Annotated in this window: 14 protein-coding genes; 12 read left to right on the top strand and 2 right to left on the bottom strand. The window is 31.5% G+C overall.

What is annotated here, in order from left to right; translation table 11 throughout:
• Window positions 1–107: 107 nt before the first annotated feature.
• The 8 genes from ACJJVO_RS18475 (at window position 108) to ACJJVO_RS18440 (ending at window position 10,544) form a co-directional block, all read left to right on the top strand.
• Window positions 108–794: a TIGR00730 family Rossman fold protein gene (locus tag ACJJVO_RS18475; RefSeq protein WP_405576821.1), complete on the top strand. Its 687-nt coding sequence runs from the start codon at window positions 108–110 to the stop codon at window positions 792–794.
• A 27-nt stretch (window positions 795–821) separates the two neighbouring features.
• Window positions 822–2,099: a T9SS type A sorting domain-containing protein gene (locus tag ACJJVO_RS18470; RefSeq protein WP_405576819.1), complete on the top strand. Its 1,278-nt coding sequence runs from the start codon at window positions 822–824 to the stop codon at window positions 2,097–2,099.
• Complete coding sequence (locus ACJJVO_RS18465) at window positions 2,096–4,936, top strand: metalloprotease (protein ID WP_405576815.1); 2,841 nt, start codon at window positions 2,096–2,098, stop codon at window positions 4,934–4,936. Before ACJJVO_RS18470 ends, ACJJVO_RS18465 begins: the two co-directional genes overlap by 4 nt.
• A 155-nt stretch (window positions 4,937–5,091) precedes the next feature.
• Window positions 5,092–7,503, top strand: coding sequence for a thiamine pyrophosphate-dependent enzyme (locus ACJJVO_RS18460; RefSeq protein ID WP_405576813.1), 2,412 nt, complete (start codon window positions 5,092–5,094; stop codon window positions 7,501–7,503).
• 179 nt (window positions 7,504–7,682) lie between these two features.
• A complete protein-coding gene (locus tag ACJJVO_RS18455) occupies window positions 7,683–8,342 on the top strand; it encodes a hypothetical protein (protein ID WP_405576811.1) in 660 nt (219 codons plus the stop codon).
• Window positions 8,329–9,390: a sensor histidine kinase gene (locus ACJJVO_RS18450; RefSeq protein WP_405576809.1), complete on the top strand. Its 1,062-nt coding sequence runs from the start codon at window positions 8,329–8,331 to the stop codon at window positions 9,388–9,390. The genes ACJJVO_RS18455 and ACJJVO_RS18450 overlap by 14 nt, the downstream gene beginning before the upstream one ends.
• The gene (locus tag ACJJVO_RS18445; protein ID WP_405576807.1) at window positions 9,380–10,078 is read left to right on the top strand and encodes a LytR/AlgR family response regulator transcription factor; all 699 of its coding nucleotides are present in this window, start codon (window positions 9,380–9,382) and stop codon (window positions 10,076–10,078) included. The genes ACJJVO_RS18450 and ACJJVO_RS18445 overlap by 11 nt, the downstream gene beginning before the upstream one ends.
• Window positions 10,068–10,544, top strand: a complete 477-nt coding sequence (locus ACJJVO_RS18440; protein WP_405576805.1) for a hypothetical protein — start codon at window positions 10,068–10,070, stop codon at window positions 10,542–10,544. The genes ACJJVO_RS18445 and ACJJVO_RS18440 overlap by 11 nt, the downstream gene beginning before the upstream one ends.
• Here ACJJVO_RS18440 and ACJJVO_RS18435 read toward each other — a convergent pair.
• The gene (locus ACJJVO_RS18435; RefSeq protein WP_405576803.1) at window positions 10,541–11,704 is read right to left on the bottom strand and encodes a class I SAM-dependent RNA methyltransferase; all 1,164 of its coding nucleotides are present in this window, start codon (window positions 11,702–11,704) and stop codon (window positions 10,541–10,543) included. The two genes, ACJJVO_RS18440 and ACJJVO_RS18435, sit on opposite strands and share 4 nt — an antisense overlap.
• Window positions 11,705–11,759: 55 nt before the next feature.
• Here ACJJVO_RS18435 and ACJJVO_RS18430 point away from each other — a divergent pair, with 55 nt between their 5' ends.
• From ACJJVO_RS18430 to ACJJVO_RS18415, 4 genes are all read left to right on the top strand, one after another.
• A complete protein-coding gene (locus tag ACJJVO_RS18430) occupies window positions 11,760–12,491 on the top strand; it encodes a class I SAM-dependent methyltransferase (RefSeq protein ID WP_405576801.1) in 732 nt (243 codons plus the stop codon).
• Window positions 12,492–12,498: 7 nt separating this feature from the next.
• A complete protein-coding gene (locus ACJJVO_RS18425; RefSeq protein WP_405576799.1) occupies window positions 12,499–13,173 on the top strand; it encodes a ZIP family metal transporter in 675 nt (224 codons plus the stop codon).
• Window positions 13,174–13,602, top strand: a complete 429-nt coding sequence (locus ACJJVO_RS18420; protein WP_405576797.1) for a DUF4268 domain-containing protein — start codon at window positions 13,174–13,176, stop codon at window positions 13,600–13,602.
• 293 nt (window positions 13,603–13,895) lie between these two features.
• On the top strand, window positions 13,896–14,348 hold the full coding sequence (locus ACJJVO_RS18415; RefSeq protein ID WP_405576795.1) for a DUF1569 domain-containing protein: 453 nt from the start codon (window positions 13,896–13,898) through the stop codon (window positions 14,346–14,348).
• Between the two features lie 79 nt (window positions 14,349–14,427).
• Here the strand turns inward: ACJJVO_RS18415 and ACJJVO_RS18410 are convergent, their stop codons facing one another.
• Window positions 14,428–15,054 (bottom strand): trimeric intracellular cation channel family protein, encoded by a 627-nt coding sequence (locus ACJJVO_RS18410; protein WP_405576793.1) that lies wholly within the window; start codon window positions 15,052–15,054, stop codon window positions 14,428–14,430.
• Window positions 15,055–15,064 lie beyond the last annotated feature (10 nt).

The following is a 15,064-nucleotide window of genomic DNA, read 5'->3' as shown; positions in this document are numbered from 1 at the left end:
ACCCAAATAATCTGCTCATTTTAGCTTAAATTTGAAGGTCTAAAATGAGACAAAGCCATATTAACGTATGGCTTTTATAATGCTATAATAAATTATTAAAATCAGATATGCATAGAGAAAGTAAAAATAAAGGCTGGAATGAAATAAAAACAAATGACTCTTGGGCAATTTTCAAGATTATGGGAGAGTTTGTAAGTGGTTATGAGAAACTAAGTAAAATAGGACCTTGTGTTTCTATTTTTGGATCAGCTAGAACAAAACCAGGTCAAAAATATTATAAATTAGCAGAAGAAGTTGCCACTAAAATTGTAGATCACGGTTATGGAGTTATTACTGGTGGTGGACCTGGCATTATGGAGGCTGGTAATAAAGGAGCACATATTGCAGGCGGAACTTCAGTAGGTTTAAACATTGAATTGCCTTTTGAGCAACATGATAATCCATACATTGATAGTGATAAGAGTTTAGACTTTGATTACTTTTTTGTACGTAAAGTAATGTTTGTAAAATACTCACAAGGTTTTGTGGTAATGCCAGGAGGTTTTGGAACTTTAGACGAATTATTTGAAGCCATTACATTAATACAAACTCATAAAATTGAAGTTTTTCCAATTATTTTAGTAGGTACTGAATTTTGGGGAGGCCTTATGGGTTGGGTAAAAACCACATTGCTTGATGCTGGTAATATTAGCGAAAAAGATTTAGACCTAATACATTTAGTGGATACTGGTGATGAGGTTATAGACATACTTAACGACTTTTATAAAGAATACGATCTTAGTCCAAATTTCTAAGAGAAACCATTTTTTTAATTCACTGCTATGAAAAAGAAAATACTTGGTTTTTTCACGTTACTTCTATTTACATTTTCAACTGTTTCTGCACAAGAAACAGTTAAAGTGATGTTTTATAATTTATTAAACTATCCTTTAGAAGATGCTGTGCCTAATAGAATTAATGACTTAGCATATATTCTCAATGACTATAAACCCGATTTGTTTTTAGTATGTGAATTAAATAATATCTCAGGAGCTATTGATGTATTTAACACCACAAAATCGGCTATTCATAGCAATTTTGAAATGGCTACTTATGTTTCTAACACGTCTGATGATACTTTTGGTGACCAAAATGATTTGCAAAATTTATTGTATTACGACAGCACTAAATTTACCATCCAAGAAGAAATTATTGTACCCACTTATTTAAGAGATTTTAATGTTTATCACTTACAATTAAATACAGTAGACCAAGTAACCAATCCTTTAGAATTATTTGTGATAGTTTGTCATTTAAAAGCATCGAGTGGCACCACAAATGCACAAAAACGTTATGAAATGGTTTTGGACTTAGAAGCATATTTAGATAGCTTACCATCTGACACCAATGTTTTACTAGCAGGTGATTTCAATGTATACACCTCAAGTGAATCTGCATTTGAAACCTTACTAAGTGAGAACAATAATATTACGTTTTTAGATCCACCTAACCGCGTTGGCAGCTGGCATAACAACTCTAGCTATGTTGATGTATTTTCACAATCTACCAGAACACAAACAGGCATGGGAGGCACCACAGGAGGTTTTGATGATCGCTTTGACTTTATTTTAACTTCTGAAAACATGATGAACACAGCGAACATAACTTATGTTCCAAATTCTTATCAAGTTTATGGTAATAACGGATTGGTGTCTTGTTGGAATAAATCTATTAATTCTTCGGATTGTGAAACCACAGGCTCACAATTTTCGTATACATTACGAAATCATTTACACAATTTTAGTGATCATCTTCCCGTTACGTTATCATTAGAAACGGATGCCACTTTTTTAAGTGTGGAAGATTTCAATATTTCATCAAGTATTATTAGCTTAGAAACTACGATAATTAATCACAGTCTCATTGTTAATGTTAATACTACTACATTACAAAATGAGCGTTTGAACATTTATAATAGTTTAGGGCGAAATGTAAAAACTTTTCCTTTAAACGCTGATTCCAAACAATATTTTAATGTTTCGGATCTAGACAGTGGTCTTTATTTTTTAAGCGTAACATCTATGAATACTAATCCTATAAAATTCATCATATCTAATTGAATAAAAATCTCATCACAGCAGTTCTTATATTGGTTTTTGGCTACACTATTGTGGCTCAAAACGCAATGGAAATTAACGCTACTGTGAACGTAGAGTCCAAAACTATTATTGTTGAGCAAAGCATTGTTTATAAAAACGAGTCTAATACTGTTTTAAAAGAGATATACCTTAGCGATTGGAATAATAGCTATTCTACCAAATCTACTCCATTAGCCAAACGCTTTGAAGAAGAATTCAGCACAAAATTCCATTTAGCCAAAAACGAACAACGTGGTTTTACCGTTATCACTTCTATAAAAAATGAAAATGATACCTCTTTAGAACACCAACGTTTAAAGGATCATATTGATGTTATTAAAGTAACATTAGAACAGCCTTTGCAACCCAATACCTCTTATACTTTAAAACTTAACTACCAACTTTTAATACCAGATGCTACATTTACAAGTTATGGCATTTCTAAAACTAATGATTTTGATTTAAAGTATTGGTACATTACACCTGCCGTTTATGATGGCGAATGGCAGTATTATAGCAATAAAAACTTAGATGATTTGTTTGTACCTAAGTCAGATGTCATCCTAAGAATAACTCATCCTAGAAATTACAAAGTATCTTCAGAACTCAATTTTAATGCTGCAACTTCTAATAGTGAGGATAAAACACAAACTACTGTTCTCAGCGGTAAAGATCGTATTGACACTTACTTATCCTTAAAGAAATTACCCAAATACAGTTTTGTACAGACCGACGATTTTATATTAATTTCTAACATTAACGAAAAAGGATTACAAGGACCAGCAAAAGCATTACTAACCGATAGAGTCACTCGATATCTCACCAAACACCTTGGCACTTATCCGCACAAACAATTATTAGTTTCTTCTATTGATTATCAAAAAAATCCACTTTATGGACTTAATCAATTACCATCCTTTTTTCGTCCGTTTCCTAATGATTTTCAATATGAATTAAAATTAGTAAAAACGGCTTTAAAGAAATATATAGACAATGTTCTGTTGCTGAATCCACGAAAAGAACATTGGCTAAGTGAAGGACTTCAAATTTATTATCTCATTAAATATGTTGAAGAATACTATCCAGATATGAAGCTTATTGGGACTTTAGCAGATATTTGGGGTATTAAAGCGTTTCATGCAGCAGATTTAAAATTCAACTTCCAGTATTTTCTTTACTCTATGGAAGTTGCGAGAAAAAATATTGATCAACCATTAACGACCTCAAAAGATTCTCTAACAAAATTCAATGCTAACATTGCTGTAAAATACAAAGCTGGTGTTGGTCTTAACTACTTAGATCAATTTACTGAAGACATTGAATTACCTATATTAATCACAGAATTCTTACAAGATAACCAGTTAAAATCGATAACCATTAGTGATTTTGAGTCTTATTTAACTTCTAAAACGAATAAAGACATTCGTTGGTTTTTTGACGATTACGTCAATACGAGAAAGAAAATAGATTTTAAAATTAAAACTATCAAAACCATTGGTGATTCTTTGCAACTCACCATAAAAAATAAAAGAGATAATGCCATGCCTATTTCTCTTTTTAAACTACAAAACGATTCGGTTACAGACCATTTATGGATAGAAAACATAAAAGGCACAAAAACCATTATGCTACCTAAGGACAACACAGAAAAATTTTCTTTAGATTATGATAATGTGATTCCAGAATTTAATCAACGTGACAATTTCAAAGCTATAAAAGGCTCTTTCTTAAAAGACAAGCCATTACAGATTCGATTATTTAAAGACTTGGAAGATCCCAATTATAATCAGCTTTTCTTAATGCCACTCGTTGAGTTTAATAATATTTATGATGGATTAACACTTGGAGCAAAGATGTATAACAAAACGATTCTTCGAAAACGTTTAAACTATCGTATTTCTCCTCAATATGCTACAAAATCTAGGTCACTAACCGGATCCACATCTGTTTATTACACGCACAATATTGAAAATAAAAAACTTTATGATATTACATATGGCTTAGCTGCAAGCTACGAATCCTTTGCTAGTGATGCCTTTTTCACCAAAATAAGACCTTCACTCTCTTTTAATTTTAGAGATGATTCCGATTTTAGATCTAATCAACGAGATCAAATTTTAGCGAGATACGTCAGTATTAAAAGAGAATTAGGAAAAGATGCCACTGTAATTATAGATGAACCAGACTACGGTGTTTTTAATTTAAGATACACACATTCTAATCCTGGTGTTATTAATTATTCTAAGTTTAATACAGACCTTCAGATTGCTGATAAATTCAGTAAAATATCATTTAATTATGAATTTAGAGAACTCACCAAAAAAAATAGAAATATTAATTTCAGATTTTTCGCTGGTTTCTTTATAGAAAATAATTCTGATCTTAGCTCTAATTATTTCAGCTTTGCTTTAGACAGACCAACAGATTACCTTTTCGATTTTAATTATCTAGGGCGTTCAGAATCTGCAGGATTATTTAGTCAGCAAATAATTATTGCAGAAGGAGGTTTTAAATCGAAGTTAGAAACACCTTTTGCTAACCAGTGGATGACCACAGCCAATTTTACTACTTCTATTTGGAGGTATATTCAGTTTTATGGAGATGTAGGTTTAGTAAAAAACAAATATCAAAATGCCAAATTTGTTTATGATTCAGGTATTCGTTTAAATCTAGTAGAAGATTACTTTGAAATCTACTTCCCAATGTATTCTAATCTTGGCTGGGAAGTTGGCGAGAAAAACTATGACCAACGCATTCGCTTTATGTTTACCGTAGACCCTAATGTTCTTTTAGGTCTTTTTAGAAGAAAATGGTATTAGCAAATTCTTATTGAAAACTTAAAAATTCATTTTTATTTAAAATATTATCAGTATTATCGATGTTTTACTAAGAATAATTCAATATTATAACACCAAACTCACTTGTGTAAAATTTATATTTTTTGTACTTTTGTTAGGCATAAAAATGCGCCTACATGAAGACGAACCTTAACACAAAAACAGAGATTACATTTGAAGATTTTAAAGCAGAGGTCTTAAACGATTATAAACTCGCTGTGACTAGTCGTGAATGTAGTTTACTAGGACGTAGAGAAGTTTTAACAGGCAAAGCTAAATTTGGAATTTTTGGAGACGGAAAAGAAATTCCTCAAATTGCTTGGGCAAAAGCCTTTGAAAATGGCGATTTTAGATCTGGATACTATAGAGATCAAACTTTTATGATGGCCATTGGAGAATTAACTATTGAGCAATTTTTTGCTGGATTGTATGCCAATACAGACTTAAAAGAAGAACCAATGTCTGCTGGTCGCCAAATGGGAGGTCATTTTGCAACCCACAGTTTAGATGCCAATGGCAATTGGAAAAATTTAACAGAACAAAAAAATTCAAGTGCAGATATTTCACCAACAGCTGGGCAAATGCCTAGACTTTTAGGTTTAGCACAAGCTTCAAAAATATACAGACAAGTAGAAGGTATTGATACCACTAAGTTCTCTAATTCTGGAAACGAAATTGCTTGGGGAACTATTGGAAATGCTAGTACAAGTGAAGGTTTATTTTTTGAAACCATAAATGCTGCAGGTGTATTACAAGTGCCAATGGTTATTAGTATTTGGGATGATAATTATGGCATCTCAGTGCATGCAAGACACCAAACTACAAAAGAAAATATATCAGAAATACTAAAAGGCTTTCAACGTAATGAAGACGATAAAGGTTATGAAATCTTTAGAGTTGATGGTTGGAATTATCCAGAATTAATGGATACGTACCAACGTGCAGCAAAAGTATCTCGAAGAGAGCATATTCCTGTAATGATACATGTTCAAGAATTAACTCAACCTCAAGGTCATTCAACTTCTGGTTCTCATGAGCGTTACAAAAACAAAGAACGTTTGGCTTGGGAAGCAGAATACGATTGTAATGTTCAAATGCGTAAGTGGATTATTGAAAATAATATTGCTAGCGATGAAGAACTCACAGCTGCAGAACGCGAAATTAAAAAAGCCGTTAGAGAAGGTAAAAAGGCAGCTTGGTCAGCGTTTATAAATCCTATTTACGCTGAATTTAAAGAAGCTATTAACTTATTAGATCAATTAGCCTCTACTAGCCCAAACGGTGTGTTTATTAGAAAGTTAAAAAATGATTTAGAAACAATAGATGAACCTTTAAGAAGAGATTTACTTTCTGCAACTCGTAAGGCATTGCGTTATGTAGTATCAGAATCATCTGTAGCAAAAACAAACCTTCAGAATTGGATCACAAATTATATTGATTTAATACAACCAAAATACAGTTCGCATTTACATAGCGAGTCTCAATTAAATGCTATAAAGCAAACTGAAATCAAACCAACTTACGATGCTAACTCAGAGGAAGTTGATGGACGTGTTGTTTTAAGAGAAAATTTTGATGCTATTTTTAGCAAGTATCCAGAAGCGTTAATTTTTGGAGAAGATGCTGGTTATATTGGAGATGTAAACCAAGGTTTAGAAGGACTTCAAGAAAAATACGGAGAACTTAGAGTTTCAGACACAGGTATTAGAGAAGCGACCATAATAGGACAAGGAATAGGGATGGCAATGCGTGGTTTACGTCCTATAGCAGAAATTCAATACTTAGACTATATTATGTATGCGCTTCAAATAATGAGTGATGATTTGGCTACAGTTCAATACAGAACTAAAGGTCGCCAAAAAGCACCATTAATAGTAAGAACACGTGGCCATAGGTTGGAAGGTATTTGGCACTCTGGCTCTCAAATGGGAGGCATTATAAATTTGGTTAGAGGTATCCATGTTTTAGTACCTAGAAACATGACCAAAGCTGCTGGTTTTTATAACACATTATTAGAAAGTGATGAACCTGCTTTAGTGGTTGAGTGTTTAAATGGTTACCGACTTAAAGAAAAACTACCTAACAATATTGGTGATTTTAAAACACCTCTTGGCGTTGTAGAAACGATTAGAGAAGGAGAGGATATTACTTTAGTCTCTTATGGTTCTACCCTACGTTTAGTAGAGCAAGCCGCAAAAGAATTGCAAGAAGTTGGCATTGATGCAGAAATTATTGATGTTCAGTCTTTATTACCTTTTGATTTAAATCATGATATTGTTAAAAGTATTGCCAAAACCAATAGGTTAATGATTATTGACGAAGATGTAAAAGGAGGAGCATCTGCATATATATTAGATCAAATATTAAATGAGCAAAATGCTTTTGAATATTTGGATAGCCAACCAAAAACATTAGCGTCTAAACCACACAGACCAGCTTATGGTACTGATGGTGATTATTTTTCTAAACCATCTGTAGAAGATATTTTTGAGGCCATTTATGACGTAATGCATGAATTGAGTCCTGATAATTATCCTAAATTGAGATAATTTACTCATACATTAAATTCGAATTTATTTCAAAATTCGAAAACCATATAAAGAGGGCAATTGCCCTCTTTTTTTTTTGTTTAAATCGTTTGACATGATTTGCACATTGTTTATCGAAATTTGTTGTAAACAATTGATTATTTAAAGAATTTAGAGAAAACTTTTTAAATTTATAACTTATGAAAACAAGAGGAGTATTATTAATTTTAAGTGTTTTACTTTTTAGTTCTTGCATTGTAAAATCACTTCAACCATTTTATATTAAAAGCAGTCTAAAATTTAATCAAGACTTATTAGGTGAATGGACAGATCACAAAAAAGGACAATGGACAGTAGAATCGTTCCAAAAAAAGTTTGAAGAAGATAAAAAGGAAGGAGAAAAACCATCTAAAGACGGCGAATTAGTATATGACACCTATAAAGATGGCTATCTCGTTACTTACATCAAAAATGAAAAAGAAGCCGTTTTTATAGCCATGCCTTTTAAAATTGAAAACCAATATTTATTAGATTTTATACCTATAAACATTGAAGATGAAGAAATAAACAGTTTAGCTGCAGAGCACTTATTAAAAACACACTCAGTAGCAAAACTAGATTTTACTACTGATAAAAACGTTATGTTTTCATGGCTTAGTGAGGAACGTATAAAAGATATCTTCAAGGAAAACAAAATACGGTTAAAGCACGAAAGTATTGGACCAGAACAAACATTATTGCTTACAGCTACTTCTGAAGAACTGTATCGTTTTTTAAAAAAATATCTCAACGCTGATATTGAAAATAAGTGGAAAGAATCTGATCAAATAGCACTAACAAGAGCCAATGCAAAACCTTAACTTTAATACCATATTAAAATCTAATTACCACAGACCACTACGTTTTAATAGTGTACTGTGGTTGTTTGCATTTGTAATCTTACTGTTTATTTTTTCAAAAGGCCAATTGCCAATACGTGTAGATTTTGCCTATACTTTAACTTTCTTAACAGCACTAGCAATACCTGTTTTAATTAATTTTTACGTTTTAATACCTAATTACCTCAAGCAAGAAAAATACCTTATTTACAGTGTTATATTTATTATAAATCTGGTTGTCTTTGCCACGCTCAGTTCGTGGTTTTTACAGCCTATTTTAGATGTACTATTTCCGAGTTATTTTTTTATATCCTATGTGTCTGACAAGAATATATATTTAGTATTCATAATCTTTTTAGTAGCAACAAGCTCACTTAAACTTACTGAAGATTGGTTTTACTTTAACAAAAACCAAAATCAACTACTTAAAATTAAAAATCAACATATAGAAACACAACTTTCAACTTTAAGAGCCCAATTAAACCCACATTTTCTATTTAATTCATTAAATGTTATTTATGCTTTAGCTTTAGAAAAAAAAGATGGCATAACAGAGGCCATTGTTCAGCTTTCTGATATTTTACGCTATGTTATTTACGATTCAGACACCAAGCATGTGAGTTTAAAAGACGAAATCGCTTTGCTCAAAAATTATATTTCATTTCAAAATCATCGTATAGAATTACCTGTTTCTACACAGTTAAATATTGAAATTGAAGATGAAAATTTCAAAGTATACCCAATGTTACTTTTGCCTTTACTAGAAAACAGCTATAAGCACGGGATTATAGCAGGAAAAATCAATTCGCCTATAAAAATGGAGCTATCGCAAAAAGGTCACCAATTTAAATTTACGATAGAAAACACTAATTTAGACACAAGCAATCAATTACAAGACAAACATTCTGGTATTGGTTTAGAAAATTTAAAAAATAACTTAAATTTAGTCTACCCAAACAAGCATCAGTTTGAAACTAAATTACAAAACGAAGTTTTTAAAGTTCTATTAACTATTAGTAATGAAAAATAAAACACGTATAAGCTGTATAATAATAGACGACGAACCCTCTTCGCAACGTGTTCTAAAATATTTTATAAATGAAACTAACGTATTAGACCTAAAAGCCACCTGCAGTAATACTGCTGAAGCTTTTAATTTTTTGCAATTAAATAGCACTATAGACTTGCTCTTTTTGGATATTAATATGCCCAAGCAAACAGGCTTAGACTTTTATAAATCTCTAAAGAATCCGCCTGAAGTTATTTTTACCACGGCCTACTCTCAATATGCTGTCGTTGGTTTTGAAGTTAATGCTATTGATTACTTATTAAAACCAATAGCTTACGAAAGGTTTTTAATGGCTGTAAATAAGGTTATTAAAACTAAAACAACTACCGATAATGATTTCCTGATCTTAAAAGAAAACAAAGTACTACACAAGGTTTTTTATACCAATATTCAATATATTGAAGCTTTTGGAGATTACGTTAAAATACATACTACAGAAAAAACGATTGTTACGCATAGTACATTTTCAAAATTTATGACCTCCTTACCTGATAATTTTCTACGTACTCATAAATCATTTTGTATTAACTTGAATAAAATGAATTGTCTTTCTGGCAATCAAATTACCATAGACACACATACAATTCCTATTGGCCAGACTTACAAGGATTCTGTTTTAAAAGTTCTAAATTTACATCATGAAAATTGAATCGATAGTTACCATAAAAAAGGAATTAAAACACCTTACTCAAGAAGAGCTTTTAGAGCTTTGTTTACGCTTAGGTAAATTTAAAAAAGAGAATAAAGCTCTACTCACCTATTTATTATTTGAATCTCACGATGAAGATGGTTATATCGTTAGTGTAAAAACAAGTTTAGACGAACTTTTTAAAGGCATTAATACAGATAGTTACTTCTATATGAAGAAAACTATTAGAAAAATCCTAAGAGAAATTCGCGTGTATAGCCGCTATTCTTTAAAGAAAACCACAGAAGTAGAGCTTCTACTCTATTTTTGTGAACAAATGAATACATTAAAACCCTCTATACATAGAAATACCACACTGAGCAATCTATACGATAGACAGGTGCTTTCTATTAAGAAAAAAATTAGTGTATTACACGAGGATTTACAGTATGATTATAATTTGCAATTAGAAGCTTTAGAACACTAGTTTCCTTGTTTCTTAGCCTTTTTACTACCTTCATACATTTCATACTTCACCAACCTTGCTTCTAGTTTAGCATTAAAGACTTTAATTTTTCTAGATGGTCTTAATCCTACTGACTTTAGAGCCTCAAGATTAGATGTAATTAACCATACGTTTGTATTTGGATAACCATGCTTTAGCGTTGTTCCAATGTTACCGTAAAATTCTTCAACATTTAAATTCTCTAAACGTTCTCCATATGGTGGATTAAAAACCATGTGCAACTTCTCATTTCCCGATTTTTGGGTTTTAAAGAAATCTTCATGCTGAATATGAACTAGTTCATCTAAATGCGCATTCTTCATATTTTCTTTAGCTTTTGTAACTGCAGAAGGAGACTTATCGTAACCAATTATTTTATGATGAAAATCGCGCGTTTTCTTTAAAAGTGATTCTTCTATTTTCTCAAACAAATCAACATCCCAATCTTCCCAACGTTCAAAGGCAAATTCTTTTCGCATTAAATTTGGAGGAATATTACAAGCAATCATTGCCGCTTCTGCAAGCATGGTACCACTACCACACATTGGGTCCATAAAATCTGTTTGTCCATCCCAACCGCTCATCATAATTAAACCAGCAGCTAAAACTTCATTTATAGGAGCAATATTCGTTGCCGTTTTATAGCCACGTCTATGTAAAGATTCACCAGACGTATCTAAAGAAATGGTACACAATTGTCTATCTATATGTACATTGATTTTTAAATCTGGAAAACGTAAATCTACATCTGGACGCACACCTTCTCTATCTCTAAAACGATCTACAATGGCATCCTTTGTTTTTAATGCCGTGTATAACGAATGTGTAAAAACACTATTATGCACTGTAGCATCTACAGCTAAAGAACCAGTAGGCTTTAAGTAATCTTCCCACTTCATGTTCTTTACATTTTTATAGAGATCATCTTCTTTTGTGACTCTAAAAGAATGGATAGGTTTTAATATTTTTATCGCAGTCCTAATACCTAAATTAGCTTTATACATAAAGCCTTTATCACCAACAAAACTCACATTTCTAACCCCTTTTTCCACTTGCATGGCACCAAGTTGTGTAAGCTCTTTTGCTAATATATCTTCAAAGCCAAATAATGTTTTGGCTAACATCTTGTAATTTTCTTCCATCTGTAACGTCATATACATTGCAAAAATACAGTATTTTTGTAGCACATTTATCATTATGACTAAATCAACTAAACAATGGTATGCATCTTGGTTTGACACACCATACTACCATATTTTGTATAAAGACAGAGATTATACCGAAGCTCAAGGGTTTATGGACAATCTTACCAATTACCTAAACATTCCTGAAGGCGGAAAAATATTAGATTTGGCTTGTGGAAAAGGTAGGCATTCCGTTTATCTTAATTCTTTGGGTTATGATGTTACAGGAGTCGATTTGTCTGAAAAAAGCATTAATCATGCTAAACAATTTGAGAATGCTACATTGAAGTTTAATGTGCATGATATGAGTAAACCGTATCCAGACACATTTGATGCCGTATTTAACCTCTTTACTAGCTTTGGTTATTTTGAAGATGAAAACTGTAATCTTGAAACCATAAAGGCGCTTAAGGCCGAATTAAATGATTTTGGATTTGGAGTGATCGATTTTATGAATGTGAATTATATCATTGAAAATTTAGTCGCAGAAGATGTAAAAACAGTTGAAGGCATTGATTTTCACCAAAAGCGTTCTGTAAAAGATGGCTACATTATTAAAGATATTAGTTTTGAAGCTGACGGAGAGCACTTTGAATTTCAAGAGCGTGTAAAAGCGTTTACTTTAAAAGATTTTGAAACGCTTTTTGAAAAAGCAGGAGTTTATTTGTTAGATGTTTTTGGTGATTTTAAATTACATAAATACCATTCTAAAACATCTGAACGCTTAATCATGATTTTTAAGTAATTACTGAATGATTAGTTATTTATTACCCTTATTAGCCGTAGTTATAGGTGTTACCATTGCTTTATTAACTAAAAATCAAAAATCAATTTACACTAAATTGCTTTTATCTTTTAGTGGTGCTTTTTTATTAGCATTAACACTTTTTGATTTATTACCCGAGGTGTATCACCACATTGATGCCAAACTCACAGGTTTGTACATTATGTGCGGTATTCTGCTTCAGATTATTTTAGAATTCTTTTCTAAAGGTGCAGAACATGGCCATGTACATGTACACAGAGAAGGCAATGAATTTCCCTGGTTACTTTTTATTAGCTTATGCATACATAGTTTTTTAGAAGGTTTTCCTATTCACCAGCATAATGATATGGTTTATGGCGTTTTAATTCATAAAATTCCTATTGCTATTTTAATTACTACCTTTTTATTACAATCTAACTATAGCAAACTTCAAGTAGTTAGCTTTTTAGTTGTTTTTGCAGCAATGACACCTTTGGGTACTTATATATCAAATCACTCAAGTATTATGGTCAATTATGTGGATGTAATTAATGCTTTTGTTATTGGTATCTTTTTACATATTTCAACAACCATTTTGTTTGAATCTGGTGAGGGTCATAAATTCAATTTATCTAAACTATTGGCTATATGTTTAGGTATATTAATCGCTTATTTTATATAAATGTTTTCAAAAGAAGAATCGAGACTACTAAGACAAGAATTTTGGACGAGCTTTGGAAAATCTTTTCCACGAAAATGGCTGTTATATGATACTAAAATAAAAGGTGTCTCATTTAAGTTTCATTTTGATACTACCTCTGCATTAATCGCTTTAGATTTAGAAGACGATTTAGAAAACCGTATTAACTGTTGGGAAAAGTTAGAATCTTTAAAAGGCATTTTAAAAAGTGAATACTTACCAGAAGCTATATATGAGGAAGAACATTTCCTCGATAACGGAAAAGAAATCTCTCGGATTTACTTACCCTTAGAACAAAAAGTATCTATCCATAATAAAAACACTTGGCGTGATGTTATGGAATTCTTCAATGTAAACATGAATTTATTTGAAGCCTTTTTTGAGGAATACAAGGACCTTATAAAAAGCTAAAAAACAAACACCAACCACTACTCTATATATTATTGCCTAATACAACTCAAAACCTTGATCAGGTTTGATAAGTACATTAATTTAGAGGCTATTTATACTGAAGTTGTATTAACGCAACGCAAAATATTAAATTCTAAAATTGAAATCAAAAAAACAACTCTTGGCAAATGTGAAAATTTATAAAGCCTTTGATGGTGATTAGAATTAAATTGAAGAGTGCCCTACTTAAAGCCATAGAATAATGCTTATATTTAGCCTTAAACAAAAACTAAATTTGCTAATTAACGTCTACCATGAAGAATATTTTTGATAAAACGGTTACCGATGAAGTTATTAAACGTATCAATAAATTAGAACCAACGACAACACCAAATTGGGGAAAAATGTCGGTAGATCAAATGTTAGCACATTGCAGTGTAACTTATGAACTCGATTTTGAAGACAAACACCCTAAACCAAAAGGGTTTAAAAAATGGATGCTTAAAACATTTGTGAAAAATATAGTTGTAAGTGAAAAGCCTTATAAAAAAAATGGACGTACTGCTCCTGAATTTTTAATCGCGAGCGATAAAGATTTTAATTTAGAAAAAAACAGATTAACGGCATACATTATAAAGGCTCAAGAATTAGGCAGTAATCATTTTAACCAAAAGGAAAGCCATTCTTTTGGGAAATTATCTTCAACCGAATGGAACAATATGTTCTACAAACATTTAGACCATCATTTAAATCAATTTGGAGTATAAGCGAAAAACAGAAAAGATGAGATAATTCCCATTTTAGAAATTATGCTTTTTGAATTATAGAAGTTCATCAATTATTTAATCAGGTAATTGGTGATTGATCCTCCTTCTTATACAAACTAGGCAAACTAATTTTAAAACGCACTGCAACCAATCTTACAATAATTACAACTAAACCAGCTATAACGAAAAGATAATTTTCATCGTTTAAAAATTTTCTAAGTATAAAATAAGTGAGTCCACCTAAAATGCAGGCTGTAGCATAAATTTCTTTTCTAAAAACCACAGGAATCTCATTACATAAGACATCACGTAAAACGCCTCCAAAACAAGCTGTCATTGTACCTAATGCAATACAAATTATAGGGTGTAAACCTGCAATTAGCCCTGTTTCAACACCAACTAAAGTGTATAGAGCAATCCCAATTGTATCGAATAAAAAGAGTGATTTACGGAGGTAATTAATTCGTTTTCTAAAAATCACAGCAAATGCTACAGAACCTATAATAACATATACAAAGGTCATATTTTTCATCCAAGAAACAGGTTCAACACCAATCATTACATCTCTTAAAGTACCACCACCAACAGCTGTAACAAAGGCAATAATAAGAACACCAAATGGATCCATACGTTTGTTCATGGCAACTAAAGCACCAGAAATAGCAAAAGCAATGGTTCCTAATATATCTACTATTTGAAAAAACATGAGTTTATTA

The sequence above is a fragment of the Winogradskyella sp. Asnod2-B02-A genome (assembly GCF_045063645.1).
GTDB lineage: Bacteria > Bacteroidota > Bacteroidia > Flavobacteriales > Flavobacteriaceae > Winogradskyella.
This window is presented reverse-complemented; position numbering and strand designations above follow the sequence as displayed.

What these genes read in the sequence shown, in the direction of transcription:
- ACJJVO_RS18440 (WP_405576805.1), top strand. Translation starts at nt 10,068, where the DNA reads ATGAAAATTGAATCGATAGTTACCATAAAAAAGGAATTAAAACACCTT.
- ACJJVO_RS18410 (WP_405576793.1), bottom strand. Translation starts at nt 15,054, where the DNA reads ATGTTTTTTCAAATAGTAGATATATTAGGAACCATTGCTTTTGCTATT.
- ACJJVO_RS18420 (WP_405576797.1), top strand. Translation starts at nt 13,174, where the DNA reads ATGTTTTCAAAAGAAGAATCGAGACTACTAAGACAAGAATTTTGGACG.
- ACJJVO_RS18455 (WP_405576811.1), top strand. Translation starts at nt 7,683, where the DNA reads ATGAAAACAAGAGGAGTATTATTAATTTTAAGTGTTTTACTTTTTAGT.
- ACJJVO_RS18470 (WP_405576819.1), top strand. Translation starts at nt 822, where the DNA reads ATGAAAAAGAAAATACTTGGTTTTTTCACGTTACTTCTATTTACATTT.
- ACJJVO_RS18430 (WP_405576801.1), top strand. Translation starts at nt 11,760, where the DNA reads ATGACTAAATCAACTAAACAATGGTATGCATCTTGGTTTGACACACCA.
- ACJJVO_RS18435 (WP_405576803.1), bottom strand. Translation starts at nt 11,704, where the DNA reads ATGGAAGAAAATTACAAGATGTTAGCCAAAACATTATTTGGCTTTGAA.
- ACJJVO_RS18460 (WP_405576813.1), top strand. Translation starts at nt 5,092, where the DNA reads ATGAAGACGAACCTTAACACAAAAACAGAGATTACATTTGAAGATTTT.
- ACJJVO_RS18425 (WP_405576799.1), top strand. Translation starts at nt 12,499, where the DNA reads ATGATTAGTTATTTATTACCCTTATTAGCCGTAGTTATAGGTGTTACC.
- ACJJVO_RS18450 (WP_405576809.1), top strand. Translation starts at nt 8,329, where the DNA reads ATGCAAAACCTTAACTTTAATACCATATTAAAATCTAATTACCACAGA.
- ACJJVO_RS18445 (WP_405576807.1), top strand. Translation starts at nt 9,380, where the DNA reads ATGAAAAATAAAACACGTATAAGCTGTATAATAATAGACGACGAACCC.
- ACJJVO_RS18415 (WP_405576795.1), top strand. Translation starts at nt 13,896, where the DNA reads ATGAAGAATATTTTTGATAAAACGGTTACCGATGAAGTTATTAAACGT.
- ACJJVO_RS18475 (WP_405576821.1), top strand. Translation starts at nt 108, where the DNA reads ATGCATAGAGAAAGTAAAAATAAAGGCTGGAATGAAATAAAAACAAAT.